Annotated in this window: 17 protein-coding genes; 8 read left to right on the top strand and 9 right to left on the bottom strand. The window is 72.8% G+C overall.

What is annotated here, in order from left to right:
• Nucleotides 1-90: 90 nt before the first annotated feature.
• Nucleotides 91-831 (top strand): cyclopropane-fatty-acyl-phospholipid synthase family protein, encoded by a 741-nt coding sequence (locus tag ACSP50_RS21195; protein ID WP_014691312.1) that lies wholly within the window; start codon nucleotides 91-93, stop codon nucleotides 829-831.
• A gap of 51 nt (nucleotides 832-882) precedes the next feature.
• Here the strand turns inward: ACSP50_RS21195 and ACSP50_RS21200 are convergent, their stop codons facing one another.
• From ACSP50_RS21200 to ACSP50_RS21210, 3 genes are read right to left on the bottom strand one after another with little or no spacing between them, the layout of a single operon-like run.
• Nucleotides 883-1,845, bottom strand: coding sequence for an NAD-dependent epimerase/dehydratase family protein (locus tag ACSP50_RS21200; protein ID WP_014691313.1), 963 nt, complete (start codon nucleotides 1,843-1,845; stop codon nucleotides 883-885).
• A gap of 58 nt (nucleotides 1,846-1,903) precedes the next feature.
• Complete coding sequence (locus ACSP50_RS21205) at nucleotides 1,904-2,377, bottom strand: heme-degrading domain-containing protein (protein WP_014691314.1); 474 nt, start codon at nucleotides 2,375-2,377, stop codon at nucleotides 1,904-1,906.
• Nucleotides 2,377-3,138, bottom strand: coding sequence for a TSUP family transporter (locus tag ACSP50_RS21210; protein ID WP_014691315.1), 762 nt, complete (start codon nucleotides 3,136-3,138; stop codon nucleotides 2,377-2,379). The genes ACSP50_RS21205 and ACSP50_RS21210 overlap by 1 nt, the downstream gene beginning before the upstream one ends.
• 118 nt (nucleotides 3,139-3,256) lie before the next feature.
• Here ACSP50_RS21210 and ACSP50_RS21215 point away from each other — a divergent pair, with 118 nt between their 5' ends.
• Nucleotides 3,257-4,027, top strand: coding sequence for an endonuclease/exonuclease/phosphatase family protein (locus tag ACSP50_RS21215; protein ID WP_014691317.1), 771 nt, complete (start codon nucleotides 3,257-3,259; stop codon nucleotides 4,025-4,027).
• Here the strand turns inward: ACSP50_RS21215 and ACSP50_RS21220 are convergent, their stop codons facing one another.
• The gene (locus ACSP50_RS21220; RefSeq protein WP_231956678.1) at nucleotides 4,028-4,513 is read right to left on the bottom strand and encodes a GNAT family N-acetyltransferase; all 486 of its coding nucleotides are present in this window, start codon (nucleotides 4,511-4,513) and stop codon (nucleotides 4,028-4,030) included.
• A gap of 97 nt (nucleotides 4,514-4,610) precedes the next feature.
• Here ACSP50_RS21220 and ACSP50_RS21225 point away from each other — a divergent pair, with 97 nt between their 5' ends.
• The 5 genes from ACSP50_RS21225 (at nucleotide 4,611) to ACSP50_RS42085 (ending at nucleotide 13,142) form a co-directional block, all read left to right on the top strand.
• A complete protein-coding gene (locus ACSP50_RS21225) occupies nucleotides 4,611-5,027 on the top strand; it encodes a MarR family winged helix-turn-helix transcriptional regulator (protein WP_014691319.1) in 417 nt (138 codons plus the stop codon).
• Nucleotides 5,028-5,058: 31 nt separating this feature from the next.
• Nucleotides 5,059-5,478, top strand: a complete 420-nt coding sequence (locus ACSP50_RS21230; RefSeq protein WP_014691320.1) for an organic hydroperoxide resistance protein — start codon at nucleotides 5,059-5,061, stop codon at nucleotides 5,476-5,478.
• Between the two features lie 218 nt (nucleotides 5,479-5,696).
• Nucleotides 5,697-8,024, top strand: coding sequence for a hypothetical protein (locus tag ACSP50_RS21235; protein ID WP_014691321.1), 2,328 nt, complete (start codon nucleotides 5,697-5,699; stop codon nucleotides 8,022-8,024).
• Between the two features lie 139 nt (nucleotides 8,025-8,163).
• Nucleotides 8,164-12,516, top strand: coding sequence for a polymorphic toxin-type HINT domain-containing protein (locus ACSP50_RS21240; RefSeq protein ID WP_014691322.1), 4,353 nt, complete (start codon nucleotides 8,164-8,166; stop codon nucleotides 12,514-12,516).
• Entirely contained in the window at nucleotides 12,516-13,142 is a 627-nt protein-coding gene (locus tag ACSP50_RS42085; protein ID WP_014691323.1) for a hypothetical protein, read from the top strand. The genes ACSP50_RS21240 and ACSP50_RS42085 overlap by 1 nt, the downstream gene beginning before the upstream one ends.
• A gap of 66 nt (nucleotides 13,143-13,208) precedes the next feature.
• Here ACSP50_RS42085 and ACSP50_RS21255 read toward each other — a convergent pair whose 3' ends face one another.
• Entirely contained in the window at nucleotides 13,209-13,802 is a 594-nt protein-coding gene (locus tag ACSP50_RS21255) for a hypothetical protein (RefSeq protein ID WP_014691324.1), read from the bottom strand.
• 13 nt (nucleotides 13,803-13,815) lie between these two features.
• Nucleotides 13,816-14,790 carry an aminoglycoside phosphotransferase gene (locus ACSP50_RS21260; protein WP_014691325.1) on the bottom strand — a complete coding sequence of 325 codons (975 nt, stop codon included), beginning with the start codon at nucleotides 14,788-14,790 and terminating at the stop codon, nucleotides 13,816-13,818.
• 101 nt (nucleotides 14,791-14,891) lie between these two features.
• On the opposite strand from ACSP50_RS21260, the gene ACSP50_RS21265 reads away from it, so the two are divergent.
• Nucleotides 14,892-15,905 carry a hypothetical protein gene (locus tag ACSP50_RS21265; RefSeq protein WP_014691326.1) on the top strand — a complete coding sequence of 338 codons (1,014 nt, stop codon included), beginning with the start codon at nucleotides 14,892-14,894 and terminating at the stop codon, nucleotides 15,903-15,905.
• Nucleotides 15,906-15,926: 21 nt separating this feature from the next.
• Here ACSP50_RS21265 and ACSP50_RS42090 read toward each other — a convergent pair whose 3' ends face one another.
• From ACSP50_RS42090 to ACSP50_RS21275, 3 genes are read right to left on the bottom strand one after another with little or no spacing between them, the layout of a single operon-like run.
• Nucleotides 15,927-16,091: a hypothetical protein gene (locus ACSP50_RS42090; protein WP_014691327.1), complete on the bottom strand. Its 165-nt coding sequence runs from the start codon at nucleotides 16,089-16,091 to the stop codon at nucleotides 15,927-15,929.
• Nucleotides 16,092-16,146: 55 nt separating this feature from the next.
• The gene (locus ACSP50_RS21270; RefSeq protein ID WP_014691328.1) at nucleotides 16,147-16,833 is read right to left on the bottom strand and encodes a uridylate kinase; all 687 of its coding nucleotides are present in this window, start codon (nucleotides 16,831-16,833) and stop codon (nucleotides 16,147-16,149) included.
• Entirely contained in the window at nucleotides 16,830-17,201 is a 372-nt protein-coding gene (locus ACSP50_RS21275; RefSeq protein ID WP_014691329.1) for a YbaB/EbfC family nucleoid-associated protein, read from the bottom strand. Before ACSP50_RS21275 ends, ACSP50_RS21270 begins: the two co-directional genes overlap by 4 nt.
• Nucleotides 17,202-17,275: the final 74 nt, after the last annotated feature.

The following is a 17,275-nucleotide window of genomic DNA, read 5'->3' on the forward strand; positions in this document are numbered from 1 at the left end:
ACCGGAGAGTGTGGGTGCATCTGATGCCGCTGCGTAGCGATTCCTCGACGACCTTCGCCATCGCACCGAGCCCAGACAGGACACTCCGCCATGGACATCCCCCGTCATCACGTCATCCGCGAGGGTGACCTTCGCATTCTCAACCCGTTCTCGCCCGCGAAGCTGGCCGTCCTCGGCCGAGCGATCAAGCTGCGGGCCGGCGACCGCCTCGTCGACCTGTGCTGCGGCAAGGGCGAACTGCTCCGCAGCTGGCACCTGGCGCACGGCATCCGCGGCATCGGGGTGGACCTCAGCACCGCCTTCATCGCGGAGGCGCGCGAGCACGCGGCCGGCCTTCCGGTGGAGTTCGTCCACGGCGACGCCGCCGGCTTCGTCGCGCCGGAACCGGCTGACGTGGCCGCCTGCATCGGCGCCACCTGGATCGGCCACGGCGTCGCCGGCACCATCGAGATCCTGGAGCGCAGCCTGCGTCCCGGTGGCATGCTGCTGATCGGCGAGCCGTACTGGCGACGGGAACCGCCCGACCAGCAGACCGTCGAGGCGTGCCACGCGCAGGCCCGCGACGACTTCCGGTCGCTGCCGGAACTGGTCGCCCACCTCGGTGCCGACCTCGGCTGGGACCTCGTCGAGATGGTGCTGGCCGATCAGGACTGCTGGGACCGGTACGCGGCCGCGCATTGGCTGAACATCCGGACCTGGCTGGACGCCAACCCGCACGATGAGCTGGCCCCGCGGATGCGCGCCGAACTCGACACCGACCCGCTGCGCCACGTGCGCCATCGGCGCGAGTATCTCGGCTGGGGCGTTTTCGCCCTGCGAAAACGCGGATGACCGCCGGTGCGTCTCCGGCCATCCGGGCGGGAGACGCACCACCGCGGGCCGTCAGTCCGACAGCAGTTTCGCCTCGACGTCCGGATCGAGTCCGACCGCGGGCCGATCGGTCCGTAACGGCGCCGCCCCCGGCAGCCCCGACAGCCACGCCCAGGTGTCGCTGACCGTCTCCATCACCGGTCGGCACCGCATCCCCGCCGCCAGGGCCCGGCTGACGTCCCCCTTGTGCATGAAGTCGTGGGCCTCCCCCGGCGGCATCCAGATCGGCAGGTCGGTCCACGGTTGCACCCCGGCGGCCAGGATCGGCTCCGGGTCGGTCCACCGCAGCTCGGCGTGCCCGCCGGTGACCGCGTTCGCCGCGTCCAGGAGGCTGCCCATGGTGGCGTGGCCGGCTTCGCTGACCACGTTGACCGGCCCCTCGGCGCCGATGGTGGCGAGCAGGAACAGCGCCAGGTCGCGGACGTCGATGTACTGCAGCGGCAGCGAGCGGGGGCCGGGCGCGAGGGTCGGGCCGCCACGGTGCATCCGCCGCAGCCACCACGGCAGCCGGCCGACGTCCTCGTGCGGGCCGAGGATCAGCCCGGCGCGGGCCAGCAGCACCGGCCCGCCGAACGCCTCGGTGGCGATCTCGCCGCGCAGTTTGTCCCCGGCGTATCCGGGATCGTCGACGTCCGCGAGTGCGGTCTGTTCGGTCAGCGGCTGCGGTGCCAGCCACCGGTACACGGATCGGCTGGACACATACGTCCAGTGCCCGGCACGCCCGGCGAGCAGCCGGGCGGCGGCCCGCACCGCGGACGCCTGAGCCGACCACGTGTCCACGACCGCGTCCCACGTCCCGGTGGCCAGACCGGCCAGTCCGTCGTCGGCGAGGCGGTCGCCGGTGATCAGGGTGGTGCCGGGGATCGGGTCGCGGTGCCCGCGATTGAATACCGTCACCGCATGGCCGTCGGCCACCGCGGTGGCCGCCAGGACCCGGCCGACGAATCCGCTGCCGCCGAGAATCAGTATCCGCATGGGTCGAGCCTGCCCGAGGATCCGGCCCGGCCCCAAACGGATCTGCCGACGGCAGAGCTCATCGGTCGAGGAAGGTCTCCAGCGCCTCGAGGACCAACGCGTGGTCGTCGGCTTGCGGCAGCCCGGACACGGTGACGACGCCGATCACGCCGGCCCCGGCAACGCGTACCGGGAAAGCCCCGCCATGGGCCGCGTACCGCATCGGATCGACGCCCATCGCGGCGTCGAGCTCTCTGCCGTTGGCCGCGAGTTCGCGGCCGACCAGGTAGGAGGAGGCGGCGAACCGGTAGACCACCCGGACCTTGCGCTGGATCCAGACGTCGTTGTCGGCGGTGGAGCCGGGCAGCCCGGCGTGGAACAGTTGCTGTTCGCCGCGGCGGATGTCGATCGCGACGGGCAGGCTGCGCTCGGTGGCGAGGTTGACCAGCAGGCAGCCCAACGCCCACGCGTCGGCCTCGTCGAAGTGGTCGAAGACCAGGCGGCGTTCCTGGTCCTTGAGTTCCGCGATCAGGTTCTGCGACTCGTCGCTCATCAGCCCATTCTCATCTGGTCGACGCCGAGCTTGACGATCAGGGCGAGCACCACGATCAGCAGCACGATCCGGACGAAGCCGGAGCCGCGGCGCAGCGCCATCCGGGCACCGAGGAACGCACCGCCGATGTTGCAGACCGCCATGCCGGCGCCGAGCAGCCAGTCGACGTGCCCGGTGACGCCGAAAACGATCAGCGCCCCGAGGTTGGTGCCGGTGTTGACGAGTTTGGCCATCGCCGAGCCGCGCACGAAGTCCGCGCCGACGATCGTGGTGAAGGCCAGCACCAGGAACGTGCCGGTACCCGGACCGATCAGTCCGTCGTAGGCGGCGACCAGCCCGCCCGCGGTCGCCACGGCCAGCGCCCGGCGCACCGGCGTGCGTTTCTCCCCGTGCTCGGCCAGCCCCATGGCCGGCCGCACGGTCACGAAGATCGCCACGAAGATCAACACCATCATCACGATCGGCCGGTACGCCGTTGCCGGGATCGCCCCGGCCAGCAGTGCCCCGCAGCCGGCGCAGATCAGCGCCACCGCCGCGGAGGGCCCGGCGACCCCCCAGTCGATCTTGGTCCGGCGCGCGTACGTGACCGCGGCCGTGCCGGTGCCGCAGATCGCGGCGAGCTTGTTGGTGCCCAGCGCGGTCGGCAGCGGCAGCCCGGGTGCGGCGAGCAGCAGCGCGGGCAGCAGGAGCAGGCCGCCACCCCCGACGACCGCGTCGACCCACCCGGCCGCCGCGGCCGCCACCAAAAGCAGGACGATCACTTGCGGCCGCGCGCCCGCTGCAGCCAGATGCCGAGCATCGCGCCGGCCACGAAGATCAGCATCGTGCAGCACAGGGCCTTGATGAACATGCCAGCCTCCATCGACTAAGGTCGGGCCGGTGCGCCTGGCCACGTTCAACCTGTTGCACGGCAGATCACTGTCCGACGGCACGGTACACGCCGATCGGGTCCGCGACGCTGTCGGCGAGCTCGACGCGGACGTCCTCGGGCTGCAGGAGGTCGACCGGGCGCAGCCCCGGTCGGGCGGGCTGGATCTGACCGTGTTGTGCGCCGAGGCGCTGGGGGCGCCCGCGCACCGGTTCGCGGCGGCGGTGGTCGGCACGCCGGGGCAGACCTGGGAGCCGTGGCATGCCGACGCGGACATCGCCCATCCGCAGTACGGGATCGCGCTGGTCAGCCGCTTTCCGGTGCGGCAGTGGCAGATCACCCAGCTGCCGGGGGCGCCGATCCGGTCGCCGGTGCTCACCCCGGAGGGGCTGCTGCTGCTCAAGGACGAGCCGCGGGTGCTGCTCGCGGCGGTGCTGGAGACGCCGTACGGGCTGATGAGTGTCGGGACCACGCATCTGTCGTTCGTGCCGGGCTGGAACGTGCGGCAGCTGCGGCACGCGGTCCGGGCGATGCGGGCGCTGCCGGCGCCGCGGGTGCTGCTGGGTGATCTGAACATGCCGGCCGGGCCGGTCCGCGCGTTCTCCGGGTGGCGGCCGCTGGCGCGGGCGGCGACGTTTCCGAGTCCGTCGCCGCGCACCCAGCTCGATCATGTGCTGGCCGATCCGCGCGGTGGGCGGCAGCTGGGTCGGGTGGTGCAGGTTCGCACGCCGCATCCGGCGGTGTCCGATCACCGGCCGCTGGTGGTCCGGCTGGACCGCTGATCAGCGGGTGGGGCGCAGGTAGACGTCCTCCAGGCCGTCCTCCGGGTCCCACTGCTCGCCGATCTTGCGGAAGCCGAAGCCCTTGATGGTGGCGCGGGAGCCGAGATTGTCCGGGCGGATGCTGGCCCGCACGGCGGTGACCCGCGGGTCGGCGTCGGCGCGGTCGAGCAGGCTGCGCAGCATCGCCTTGGCGTGGCCCTGCCGGCGGTGTGCCGGGTCGACGGAGTAGGCGACCTCGACGATCCCGTCGGCGTCGGGCGGCCCGTGGAAGCCGCCGTGCCCGACCACGACGCCGTCCGGGTCGGTGACCGCGGCCCGGGCGATCCAGTCGGCGGCCTCCGGGTCGCGTCGCACGTCCTCCAGCCGGATGCGCCACAGCCAGCTTTCGTCGATCAGGTAGCGGCTCAGCGGGGTACCGGCGGCGTGGCTCGCGGCGGCCAGGTCGCCGTCGATGAGGGCGCTGAGGGCGGCGGGGGGAAGCTTCACGAATCGGATGCCCGGCATCCCGCGATGATCACACACGGTGGTGACGGTCGCCACCAATCAGTTGTGCACAACTAAATTGCCCACTACCTTTCTGGGCATGCGGGAGAGCACGGCACTGGACGAGATGATCTGCTTCCAGCTCTATGCGGCCAGCCGATCGATCACCGCGCTCTACCGTCCGCTGCTCGACCCGCACGGCCTGACCTACCCGCAATACCTGGTGCTGCGCGTCCTCTGGCACGACGGCCCCACTACCGTGCGTGATCTCGGTCGCACCCTGCGGCTCGACAGCGGCACCCTCTCCCCGCTGCTGAAACGCCTGGCGGCGCAGGGCCATCTGACCCGGGTCCGCGGGGCCGACGACGAACGCACCGTCCTGATCAGCCTGACCGACTCCGGCCTGCGGCTGCGGGACGCGATCGGCGATCTGACCCAGGCCCTGCTCTGCTCGGTCAACCTGACCGTCGACGAGCTCACCCAGTTGCACAGCCTGCTCATCCGCGCCCGCGGCTGAGTCGACCATCCCTCGAAAGGGGCATCCCCGGATGACCGCGATCTACACCGCCTCGGCGACCGCGACCGGCGACGGCCGTAACGGCCACGTCCGCTCCAGCGACGGCGTCCTCGACTTCGACCTGGCCATCCCGAAGGAGATGGGCGGCCCGGGCGGCGCCCTGACCAACCCCGAGCAGCTGTTCGCCGCCGGCTACGCGGCCTGCTTCCACAGCGCCCTCAAGCGGGTCGCCAGCATGCAGAAGGTCACGCTGACCGACACCGCGATCACCGTCGACGTCGGCATCGGCCAGCTCCCCAGCGGCGGCTTCGGGCTGAACGTCACCATCGAGGCCGAGCTGCCCGGCCTGTCCGAGGAGCAGGCCACGGCGCTGCTGGAGGCCGCCCACCAGGTCTGCCCCTACTCCAACGCCACCCGCGGCAACGTCGAGGTCGCGCTGAACCTGGCCTGACCCCACTCCCCCGCATCACGCACTCCCGGGCCCGGGCGGGCCGCTCCGGCGGCCGGCCCGGGCCTGTGCGGTATGTCCCACCGGACACACCGCCGAGCGGCGGTGCCGTATATTTGCGCCCGTCGCTGTGGGCAAGATCGTGCCCGGCGACTGTCCGGACCGGACGGCCGGGGCGCGCATACCGCGGGACCGGCCATCTTCATGGGGGAAGAATCGTCATGTCTGTGAGAACCGTCCAGGCCGGCCTGCTCGCGGCCGGCCTGGTGTGCGGGCTGCTGGGTGTGCCGGGAGCCGCCCACGCCGCCCCGTCACCGTCGCCGTCGGCCTCCGCCGGCGTGCGGGCCGCCAAGGCCTCCGCCGCCACGGTGGACGATCCGACGAACCTGGCCACCGACGAGGACAAGGTCAAGGCGGCCGGCGCGATCGGCGTCAACCCGGGTGTCGACCTGCTCGTCCTCAACGACCAGGCGTTCGTCTTCGCGCTGTGGCGCCGCGACGAGGCCGGCACGAACGTCAAGGCCGCCGCGCTGCGGGCGTACGAGTCCGACGACCCGCACGCCGCGTACGACTTCATCGTCACCGGCATCTTCGTGGCCGCCAACGACGACGCCCAGGCCAAGATCGCCGAGGCCGCCGCGCAGGCCCGCCGGCGCTCGGTCGCGGTGACCGTCGGGCTCGACCCGTCCGACACCGCGCTGATCGAGCGCAACGACCGCGACTTCATCTTCGGGGTCTGGCAGCGGGTCGAGGCCGGCAGCCACGTCCGGGATGCCGCCCAGGCCGCGATCGCCGACGGCACCACCCAGGCCGACTGGGACACCTTTCTGAACACCGGCGCGGCCGCGGCGGCCGACCTGGACATCCGCGAGGCGATCGCCAAGGCGGACGCGGAGCAGGCCGCCAAGCTGCGGGCCGCGCAGCTCCTGGCCGCCAAGAAGTCGCTGCTGCAGCTCCTGCTGCTGCAGGTGACCGACGAGCTGGTCAGCGCGCCGAACCGGCAGTTCGTGCTGTTCGTCCACAACAACGCCAAGGGCTCCGAGGTCTCCCTGGCCTCCCAGGTCGCCCTGAACGCGCCCGACGACCAGCTCGACAAGGCGCTGACCGACTTCATCTTCACCGGCGGCGCCGCCGCCAACAAGCGCGACGAGGACGCCGCCGCGGTCATCGAGCGCGACGGCTACCACGCCCGGGTCATCCCGATCCGCGACGCCGCCGAGCACGACGGCTTCTCGCCGAACCTGCTCGCCGCGGCCCAGGCGGCACTGGCCGCCAACACCCTGGTCGCCCTGCAGACCTTCCTGCTCAAGGGCCAGGACGAGGCGCGCGCCAAGGACCGCCGGCTGGACTTCGGCAGCGGCTTCGAGGCCGCCGACGCCCGGCCGAACTGGCAGAACACGGTCGACAACACCGGCAACGGGCACGGCGGCACGATCAACGTCGGCGGCATCGTCAACTCGGTGACCACTTCGGAGCTGGGCGTGCGCGCCGAGAAGGCGCACACCGGGTCGCAGGCGCTGATGTACTCCGGCATGGACAACAACGCCACCAAGTCGTTCGCCTACAACCAGGTGTTCGGGCTCAAGGGCGTCTCGGTGCGGCCGACCACCAAGCTGTCGTACTGGATCTACCCGCAGAGCTCGGCGCAGATGACTCAGGTGTCCGGCGCCAACAGCTCCTGCGTGGCGGTCGACCTGATCTTCTCGGACGGCACCAACCTGCGTGACTCGGGCGCCAAGGACCAGCACGGCAACTCGGTCCACCCGGCCGCGCAGTGCGGCAAGCTGACCCTCGACACCTGGAACGAGGTGGACGTGGACCTCGGCGCGGTCGCGGCCGGACGCACGATCCTGCGGGTCACCGTCGGCTACGACCAGGCGGCGAACACCGGCGGCTACCGTGGCTTCATCGACGACCTGTCGTTCTCCGACCTGGAGAGCGCGCCGAAGTTCCGCACCTCGGCGGAGCCCGGTGACACCAAGCTGACCTGGACCAACAGTGCCGACACCGGCGCCAAGCCGGCCGGCGGATCGCTCAACGTCGGCCCGATCGTCGCCAGCGTCACCGGTCCGGAGCTCAAGGAGGGGCCGGCCACCGGCCGCACCGGCTCGAACGTCGTGCTCTACTCGGGCAAGGACACCAGCGCCACCAGCTCGCACGCGTACATGAAGGGTTACAGCCTCGGCGAGACCTACGTGACCCCGAGCACCCAGCTGTCCTACTGGATCTACCCGCAGAGCACCCGGTCGTTCGGCGGGGTGACCGGCAGCAACAGCTCCTGCGTGTCGCTCGACCTGCTGCTCGAGGACAAGATCGCGGCGACCACGGTCTCCCTGCGCGACACCGGCGTCAAGGACACCCGCGGCAACGTCGTGCACCCGTTCAAGCAGTGCGGCAAACTGCCGCTGGACACGTGGACCCAGGTGATCGTGCCGCTCGGCGCGATCGCGAACGGCAAGCGGATCACCCAGATCGACCTCGGCTACGACCAGCCGGCCGGCACCGGCGGCTACCGCGGCTACATCGACGACATCCGCATCACCCAGTAAGACCGCGAAAACGCCCGGGCCGTACGCCGGCCCGGGCGTTTTCCCGTTCCCGGGCCCCCCACGAACGCCCCGCTTCTGGTACGACTGACAGAAGCAACGCATCGACACTTGTCGATCATCAACACGGGGGAACAACGGGATGACGCGCGCACGTATCGCCGCGGTCGTCGCAAGCCTGCTCGCAGTGGTGATGCTGCCGCAGGCCGCGAACGCCGCCGTACCGATCACACCGGAGGCCGTGCCGCCCGCGGCGGCCCCGACGCTGCAGGACTGGATCGCCCGCGAGGCGGCCGCCGACGCCGACCGGGAACGCCGGCTCGCGGCCGACGGCCCGATCGACGACACCGAACTCGACCGGATGCTGATCCAGGACCTCGCCGACTACGACGCGGACCCGGACGTCCGGGCCGCCGCCGCGCAGGTGCTGCAGGCCGGCGACCCGGCCCAGTTCGCGCCGTTCCTGGACCGCGCGTTGCCGGTCTACCGGGCGGCCGCCGCCGAACGTCGCACGCGCGACGCCGCCGAGAACCGGGAGATCGTGCAGGACTGGGCCGCCACCGGCGGCCCGGTCGAGCGGCAGAAGGCGGCCGCGGCGCTGGCCACCGGGAACGACGACAGGATCGCGGACTTCATCGCGGTCGGGCACGCCGCCGCGGTCGCGGCCGACCAGCAGGACCGGATCACCGCGGCCGAGCAGGCCAAAACGATCAAGGCGCGGGTCGAGCAGATCGTCGCCGCCGGCGGCTACGAGGTCAGGTGGGCCGGCCAGGGTGCCCTCGACACCGAGGACCCGGCGACGATCGCCGCGTTCTACACCACCGGCTACGCCGCGGCCGCGGCCCGCGACACCGCCGCGCAGCAGCAGATCGAGGCCGCGCTGGCCGCGCGCACCAAGGCTGTCGACGACCTGACCGCGCTCGCCCGGCGGGCCACCCAGGCGGCCACCGCCCGCACGACGATCATCACCGAGAGCGTCACCGCCACCCAGGCGCTGACCGTGGCCGCGAACTCGATGGGCCTGGCCGACAAATACGCCAAGCAGGCCGACGCCGTCTACGCCGCGGACCTGCCGATCCGCACAGCCGGCGGCGCCACCCACACCGCCGACCTCACTCGGCTGCGCACCGACGCCTGCACCGAGTCGGCCACCACCGCCCGCAACGCCGGCCAGGTCACCGCGCACACCGGCGTCGCCAAGACCGCCGCCGACACCCTGGTCACCACCGGCCTGACGCACGGCGTCGACTGGGCCGCGGTCATGCAGGCGCAGAACGACGCCGCCGACGCCGCCGGCCAGGCCGCCGCGACCGCCTGCCATGCCGCCGAGGCCACCGAGGCCGCGGCCAGGACGCTCGACGCCGACCACCACGCCACCGTCGATGCGAACAACGCGGTGAAGTACCGGCAGGAGGCCGAACGGGAAGCGGCCGCGGCGGCGAAGCTCGCCGCCCAGGCCGAGAAACTCGCCGCCGCCGCCCAGGCCGCCGAAGCCGACGCGCACCAGCAGCGGCTGCGCGCCGAACAGGACGCCCGCGACGCCCGGTCCCGCGCCGCCGAGGCCCGCGAGCACTACACCCGGGCCAAGACCCAGCGCGACATCGCCCGGCAGCAGAGTGCGATCGCGATCGCCCAACAGGCCGCCGCCTACGACGCCGCGCGCCGGGCGGTCGAGCAGCAGAACGTCGCGGCCGGCAAGGGCGCCACCGCCAAGGCCGCGGCCGACGAGGTCACCAAGTCGATCGACCGGTTCGACACTCTGGTCAACGACTCCAAGGCGGCCTCCCTGCGCGCCCAGAAGGCGATCAGCGACCGCGACACCAAACAGCTCAGCTACGAGGCGTACCAGCAGGACGCGATCGCCAAGAAGGGCACCGCCGAGGGCGACTACGCCGCGCAACAGGCCGCGATCATCGGCGCCCAGCTGCCCGGCGCCCGGGCCGCCGCCGATCAGGCACGGACCGAGGCGAACGGCGCCGCGGCCGCCGCCAAGGCCGAGGCGGAAGCCGCCGCGGCCGCGGCCGCCGCCGCGCGCCGTGACGCGGCCGACGCCGCCGCCGCGGCGAACCGGGCCATCGCCGACGCCCAGCGGGCCGAGGACCTGGCCCGGCAGTCGGTCGACGTGGCCCGGCAGGCGATCAACCGGGCCGCCGCCGCCAAAGCCGACGCCGACCTGACCAGCTCGGCGGCCGACTCGGCGCTGCGCGAAGCCGGCATCGCCGCGTTCCAGAGCCGGATCGCCGGGCGGGCCGCCATCGACGCCCGCGCCTCGGCCCGGGCGATCGCCGACCCGGCCGCCGCCGCGCTCAGCGTCGCCGACCAGTACGCGGCCACCGACAACGACGCGCAGATGGCGATCGACGTCGCGAACAGCGCCATCCTGATCGGCGCCGAACAGAGCGCCGCGGCCGAACAGCACGCGGCCGACGCGGAGGCCGCCGCGGTGCACGCGGCCGAGGAGGCGCTGCGGGCGCAGGAACAGGTCAAGCCCGCCTACGCCGCGGCACAGAAAGCCGCCGAGGACGCCAGCCGGGCGATCAAGGCGAGCAAGGCCGCGATCACCGCCGCGAACAACGCCGCCACCGAGGCGCGCGCCACCGTGGCGGCCGCCAACGACGCCGCACACGCCGCCCAGCAGGCGACCGCCTACGCCAACGCCGCCGAGGGCATGGCGGTTCAGGCCGGACACGACGCCGCCGTGGGCCGGCAGGCGGCGGGCGCCGCCCGCAACTACGCCAACCAGGCGAAGACCGCCGCCGACAACGCCGACTCGATCGCCAAGCAGATCAAGGCGGCGTCGGACTCGGCCACCACCTTCGCCACCGCGATGAAGAACACCGCCGCCCGGATGGTGCAGATCGCGGCCGACACCCACACCGCGGTGCACCAGCTCGCCGATCTCACCGAGGCGGAGAAGAAGGCCCGCCAGACCTCCTGGATGCAGACCTGGCGCGACTACGTCGACAAGAAGCTCGCCGCCAAGGACCTCCCCGACTGGCTGAAGAAGTTCTACCGCGGCGAAAGCGAGGAGGTGCTCGGCATCGCCGGCGGCCTCTGGCTCTCCGGGCTCTGCGCGTTCGGCGCCCCCGGCAACACCCCGGGCAACACGCCGGACTCCGAAGAAGCCTGCGACATGCTCAAGGACGGCGTCAAGCAGCTCATCGACCACCCCGGCTCCCTCATCCACCTGGACGAATGGCGCAACGGGGACTACGCCAAGGCGCTCGGCATGAGCGTGGTCGACCTGGCCACCCTCGACCTGCCGAAGATCGGGAAGATCACCGCGGCGATCGACGTGCTGCGCGACGGCATCGCCGCGGGCCTGGCCAAACTGCTCTCCGGCGAGCTGCTCAACGGCCTCAAGAACATCGGCGCCGACCTGATCGACGCGGCGCTCAAGAAACTCGGCGCGCTCAAGCTCACGAAGCTGATCGAGCTCAACGTCGACCTGCCCAAGAAGATCACCTTCAGCGCGGACGAACTGAGTGCCCTCAAGCTCGCCATCGACGTCAAGGGGTTCCCGGCCGTCGCGGACGCACTCAAGGGCCTGATCGACGGCAAGGGCATCCTCGACGGCCTCGACGATCTGATCAAGAAATGCCTGGGCGACAGCTTCACGCCGCAGACCCGGGTGCTGCTCGCGGACGGCCGCGCGGTGCCGATCGCCGCCGTCCGGGTCGGCGACCTGGTCCTGGCCACCGACCCGGAGACCGGGGTGACCGCCGCCGAACCGGTGACCGACCTGCACCGCAACCTGGACACCGCGTTCGCCGACGTCCGCATCGGCGGCCGGCACGGCGACCAGGCCGTGCACACCACCGCACACCACCCGTTCTGGAACGCGGGAACCCGGCAGTGGACCGACGCCGGGGCCCTGCAGCCCGGCGACACCCTGCTCGGGCGCGGCGGGCCGGCGACCGTCACCGCCGTCCAGCAGCACACCGGCCGCCGGATCATGCACAACCTCACGGTCGCGACGCTGCACACCTTCTACGTGCTGGCCGGCGCCACGCCGGTCCTCGTCCACAACTGCCTGCCCAACCTCAGGGACGAGGGCATGCAGAAGATCGAATTGGACGCGGCGGCCAAACGCGGGGTCAGCCCGGTTACGATCGGGCCGGGCAGCGGGCTGCAGGCACTCAAGGACGCGATCAGCAAGGCGTCGCCCGGCACCGAGGGATACTTCAAATGGGGGATCACGATGGACGGTGAGCTCAAGGTGATCCCCGCCTTCGCCGGGACCACCGGCAGCGGCTGGCCCCGGGTGGAGATCGCACACACCGTCCTGGCCGGGCTGAAAGGCAAACTCCGGGCAGCCGGGACCGGCCACATCGACGACCTGTTCGGCGTCGAGATCAACGATTCGAGCGGTCACTTCCAGCCGACCGACGGACTCATCGACCTCGGCGTCGAGAAATTCCACGAGGCGGGCATCGACGTGTTCCCCAGCTCGTGGCGCGACGGCGACTGGCTGCTGCCGTTCGCGCCGAACTGATGAGCGTCCCGAGCTTCGCCGAGGTGAACCGGATCAGGTCCGCCGCGACCATGCGGGACCTGATCCGGCGCGACGACCTGCCCGACGACCCGCAGTGGTGGCTCGCGGTGATCTCGGTCGGGCAGGCCGCGCTGCTGGGCGCCGAATCCGGACAGCCCGGCGCCCGCGCCTGGGCGCCGGTGCTGGTGGAGTCCCTGGATGCCGCCGAGCGCCGCCCGGCGCTCGGCGTCGCCGAGACCGTCCACCGCCGGCTCGCGGCCTGCCTCGCGGCGATCCACTACTTCGGGACGCGGACCGGTGACCCGGTGCGCGACCCGAAGCTGGTGCTCGACCACCTCGAAGCGGCGCTCGGCGGCACCCCGGAGGCCTACCTGGCCCGCTACCGCGAGACGCTCGCCACCGCCCTGGCCGAGCACCGTCGGATCGGCGCCGGCCGGGGCGGTGACCGGCGGGCGGTGAGCAGCGCGCGGGCCTGGCTGACGGGCACCCGGGCCGCCCTCGTCCAGATGTGCCGGGAACTCGCACCGCTGCTGTCCGGGACGGACGCGGCCCCGGACGTCACGGTCGGCTGGCAGGCGGCCGTGACCGCGATCGAGCAGATCCGTCGGGAGGCGCAACGGGACTGACGGATCCGACGGCACCGGCTCATCGCGTACCCCCGCAAGGCCCGAAAAGGACCGACCGGCGCGCCGTCACCGCCGGTGGCCGGCGCGGGACCGGCGGGGGCGGGCGGGGACCGCCGCGGCGTGCTCGGCGACCTGCCGGCGCGCCTCCCCGGCCAGCTCCGGGTAGGCGGCGGCGATCACCGCGTACACCGTGTTGCGGATCGCGACCGTCGCCTCCGCCCGCCCGACCGTGGCAAAGACCGCGTCGAGCGCCGCGTCGTACAGCGTGGCCTGCTGCCGCAGGTAATCGACCATCCAGCGGCGCAGCGTCGTCCGATCCACCTCGTCCACCCGGTAGCCCCGATGGCGATGCGCGACCGCCAGCTCGGCCAGCGCCGCGGACGCCAGCACCGGCACCCGGATGTCGAGCGCCGCGACCTGCGCCAGCAGCGCTGCCCGCCGCGCGTCGACGACCGCCCGGCCGCGCGCCGACCGGCGCACCGCCCCGGCCCGCCACCGCCGCCACGGCTCCGACTGCTCCGCGGCGACCACCCGCTCCCGGCAGAACCCCGGTCTCGGCGAGGTCCGGTCCGGCGCCCCCAGGAACCGGCGGATCGCCGCCGGCGTCCACCCACGTTCGGCCAGCGCACTGCCACTGAGATAGTCATCCCGCAACTGCATGCGTGACATCTTGTCATTGCGCAAGGGGCGGAGGCAAGGTGCGCCGCCTTCGCGCCGCCAGCCAGCGCAGCAGGTGCAGGCCCTGACGCCGTTGCATGCGCCGCAGCCCCGGCAGGCCCGGGACCGGGGGCAGCCAGCCCTCTCGCCAGGCCCGCCCGGCCAGCCCGGCCAGCGCCACGTCCACCGCGTCCGCCGGAGCGTCCCGCCAGCAGGAACGCCGCAGCATCCGCTCCGGATCATGCCCGCAGATCGCCAGGTCCGGCCCCAGCCGCACCAGATCCAGCCATCCCGGCGCCGTCCACAGATGGGTCCAGTCCACGATCCGAAGCCGGCCGCCCGGCTCCCGGATGACGTTGTCGCGCCGCAGGTCCCCGTGATGCAGGGCCGTGCCGGCAGCGAGCGCGTCGAGCCAGTCCCCCTCCAGCCCGGCGAGCAGCGGGATCGGCAGCTCGACCGGCAGCGGCCGCCCGCGCAGATGATCGACCGCGACCCCGCCGTCACCCTCCCCGTTCAGCGCTCGCCAGGTACCGAGAAGAGGAACGAAGGCTTCGGCGTACGGAGTGACACCGACCACCGGGCACGGCTGCGCGATCTTCCGCAGCCGATCCACCACCCGCAGCAGATGCGGCAGATCAGCGGCCCGCCAGCAGGTCACAGCGGTCCCGTCGACCACCTCGTAGGCCGCCACCCGCCACCGTCCGGCCGACGCGCAGCCGACCAGCCGCGGACCCACCGGTCCGGTCACCCCGGCCAGGACCACCCCGGCCGTCACCGCCTCACCGAGCCCGTCACCGACCGGCGCCGCCTTGACGAACAGCCGCCTCCCGTCACCGCCGGTGACCACCGAAGCGATCGAGGGGGTGAACCCGGCATCCGCCGCCTGTTCCGCGACGACCGGCCCGCCCAGCATCTCCCGCACGGCCAGCCGCACCCGCGGCGGCGCCTGCGCCAGCCGCGGCCGCCGGATCCCCGCCCCTTCATCGATCATCACCGTCCCAGCATCGGGCACGACCGGCCGTTGCGCGGGGCACCCCGATCGGTGAAGATCGAACCGTCGCGCACCTGGATGCCGGCGGGAGGAGGCGGGCGGTGAGCCTCCAGCGAGTTCTCCTCGTCGCCGGATCGGTGCTGCTGCTCCTGCAGATCGTCAAGTTCTCCGGGGTGCTCTCGGCGATCCGGTGGATCCTCGCCAACGGGCGGGAGTTCATCGTCGAGCTGCGCAAACGGCAGGACACCTTCTCCGAGGCGGCCTACTGGGAGGTGCTCGACCGGTGCAACGGCCGGGCGGTGCCGCCGTTCGGAGTGCTGGAGTACCGGCTCCTGCGGTTCGCGAGCCGACGCGGCAGAGCGGCCGGCGTCGCGATCAGGTTCGGCCGGACGATCCTCTACGACTTCACGGCGATCGGTGTGTACGTCGCGGCCTTCCTCCTGATCACCGGTGCGCCCGCTCTCCGGAACCGGGTGCACGGCCCGGTGACCACGCTGGCCTGGATCTCGGCGGGGCTGGGCGCGCTGCAGCTGATCGCCATCTACGCCGAAGCCTGCGTGTCGTATGCGCGGATCGGCTCCTACGGCCTGGGCTTCCACGGGGCCAGCAGATATGTCGAACGCGAGCGTGCCGGCACCTACTTCGCCGAGGTGAAGACGCTCGTCGGGGCCGTGCTCTACTCGTTGCTCATCGGCAGCATGATCTTCTACTTCTCGGCCGGCCACGGCGCTCGGTACGACGCGTTCCGCATCGCGCAGACCACGCCGGCCGGGGTCGCCGGCGACGTGCTCACCTGCGTCTACTTCGCTGTGATGACCTTCTTCACCGCGGACACCCCGGACGCCCGGAACGGCGTGGCACACCTCGCGACGGTCATCCTGGTGCTCCAGGCGGTCTGCGCCCTGGTGCTCGCGCTCACCACGGCGACGATGTACATCGCGCCGGACTCCCGGCCCGAACCGCCGCCGGTCGACCCGCCCGCGCCGGAGCCGTCCCGTCTGCCGGTGCAACGCCCGGCCCGTTCCGGGCCGGCGGCCTTCGTGACCGGTGTCGTCATCGGCGTCGTCCTGGCGGGTGCCGGCCTGCGGGCACGGCGGCCGGGCCGCCGACGATGAGCTGGCTACCCGGCCGGGCGACTACCGCATGTCGGTGCCGCTGACCAGCGGGAACACGACGAAGTCGGCGCAGCCGCCGTCCCCGGCGAAGGTGACGGCCGGCGCCTCGCCGGGGGCACCGACCGTGAGCTCCGGGACCGAGTCGCAGGAGTCGCCGGTCTTCGCGTCGAAGGCATCGGCCCGCACCGTCGTCCAGGCGGTCTTGCCGGATTTCAGCCTTCTGTCCCGCCTTCGAGGCCATCTACCCCGGAGCCCGCCGCACCTGCCAGGCCGGGCACCGCGGATCGTCGTTGTGGACGATGACGTCGGCACGCTGCACCGGATGCGCCGTGCGGAAGTAGATCCGCTGCGCGGGGATGTACCGTTCCCGCCACCGCCGCTCGATCGCCGCCCGGGACGCCTTCTCCCGCTCCCGGACCAGGGCCCGCTCCACCGTGGTGTCGAGTGACACCGTCACGAGCACCCGCAGGTCCCACCGGTCGACCAGCTCCGGCCGCAGCAGGAAGACACCGTCGAAGATCAGCACCGCGTCGGCCGGGGCCGGCGACGGCGGCGGGCAGCACACCGCATCCGCACCGTGGTCGTGGACCGCGGTGCGCAAACGCCGGTCGCCGCCCGGGCCCAGCGGGTCGAGCAGGACCCGCTTGAGCGCATCGTGGTCGTGGGCGTCGCGGTAGCACCCCTCCATCGAGAACTCGCCCCGCGCATAGCGCCGTGCCCGGGGCACCAGGAAGTCGTCGATCGTGGCGCGCACGACGACGCGGCCCGCGGCGCGCAGCACGCCGGCCAGTTCGTCGGCGAGCGTCGTCTTGCCGGCCGCGGGCGGCCCGTCCACGGCGACCCGCACCGGGTGCGCGACGGCGACCGCGCCGACCTCCCGGGCCAGGCAGTCGAGCAGCTCATCGCGAGCACCCCGGATCGCGCTCATGCGCCGTCTCCGCCGGCGGGGTGCCGGGCCGGGCCGGTTGGACAGATCCGGCGCAGCGTGCCGTCCAGGGCGTCGCGGATCCCGGCGAGCCAGTGGGCGTCGGTGACGTCCGGCAGCGGCGCCGCCGCCGGATCGGTGAGCAGGCGGGCCGCCATGCGTTTCAGGAGCGCTTGGCGGTACGCCGTGAGGATCGCCGCGGTCAGCGCCTCCGGCCCGGGCAGCCGGTCCGGCCAGCGCGCGTCGACCTCCAGCGACAGCATCCGGCCGTCCGGTCCGAGCCGGACCCGGACCAGGCCGTCGTCGTCCGCGCCGGACTGGGCGGCACCCGGGTGCAGGTCGGGGCCGAGCCCGGGCGCCGTGTCCGCCATCGCCAGTCCCCCGTTCCGTGGTCGGTCACCGGGGTGAACCCCGCCCGGCCCGGTCGTGGACGGGTGCCGGGCGC

Origin of the sequence: Actinoplanes sp. SE50/110 (genome assembly GCF_900119315.1) — a bacterium.
In the GTDB taxonomy this organism is placed as follows: domain Bacteria; phylum Actinomycetota; class Actinomycetes; order Mycobacteriales; family Micromonosporaceae; genus Actinoplanes.

Coding starts and splice junctions, on each gene's coding strand:
- ACSP50_RS21205 (WP_014691314.1), bottom strand. CDS start 2,377: ATGAGCGACGAGTCGCAGAACCTGATCGCGGAACTCAAGGACCAGGAA.
- ACSP50_RS21270 (WP_014691328.1), bottom strand. CDS start 16,833: ATGAGCGCGATCCGGGGTGCTCGCGATGAGCTGCTCGACTGCCTGGCC.
- ACSP50_RS21230 (WP_014691320.1), top strand. CDS start 5,059: ATGACCGCGATCTACACCGCCTCGGCGACCGCGACCGGCGACGGCCGT.
- ACSP50_RS21240 (WP_014691322.1), top strand. CDS start 8,164: ATGACGCGCGCACGTATCGCCGCGGTCGTCGCAAGCCTGCTCGCAGTG.
- ACSP50_RS42085 (WP_014691323.1), top strand. CDS start 12,516: ATGAGCGTCCCGAGCTTCGCCGAGGTGAACCGGATCAGGTCCGCCGCG.
- ACSP50_RS21235 (WP_014691321.1), top strand. CDS start 5,697: ATGTCTGTGAGAACCGTCCAGGCCGGCCTGCTCGCGGCCGGCCTGGTG.
- ACSP50_RS21255 (WP_014691324.1), bottom strand. CDS start 13,802: ATGCAGTTGCGGGATGACTATCTCAGTGGCAGTGCGCTGGCCGAACGT.
- ACSP50_RS21195 (WP_014691312.1), top strand. CDS start 91: ATGGACATCCCCCGTCATCACGTCATCCGCGAGGGTGACCTTCGCATT.
- ACSP50_RS21260 (WP_014691325.1), bottom strand. CDS start 14,790: ATGATCGATGAAGGGGCGGGGATCCGGCGGCCGCGGCTGGCGCAGGCG.
- ACSP50_RS21200 (WP_014691313.1), bottom strand. CDS start 1,845: ATGCGGATACTGATTCTCGGCGGCAGCGGATTCGTCGGCCGGGTCCTG.
- ACSP50_RS21275 (WP_014691329.1), bottom strand. CDS start 17,201: ATGGCGGACACGGCGCCCGGGCTCGGCCCCGACCTGCACCCGGGTGCC.
- ACSP50_RS21225 (WP_014691319.1), top strand. CDS start 4,611: ATGCGGGAGAGCACGGCACTGGACGAGATGATCTGCTTCCAGCTCTAT.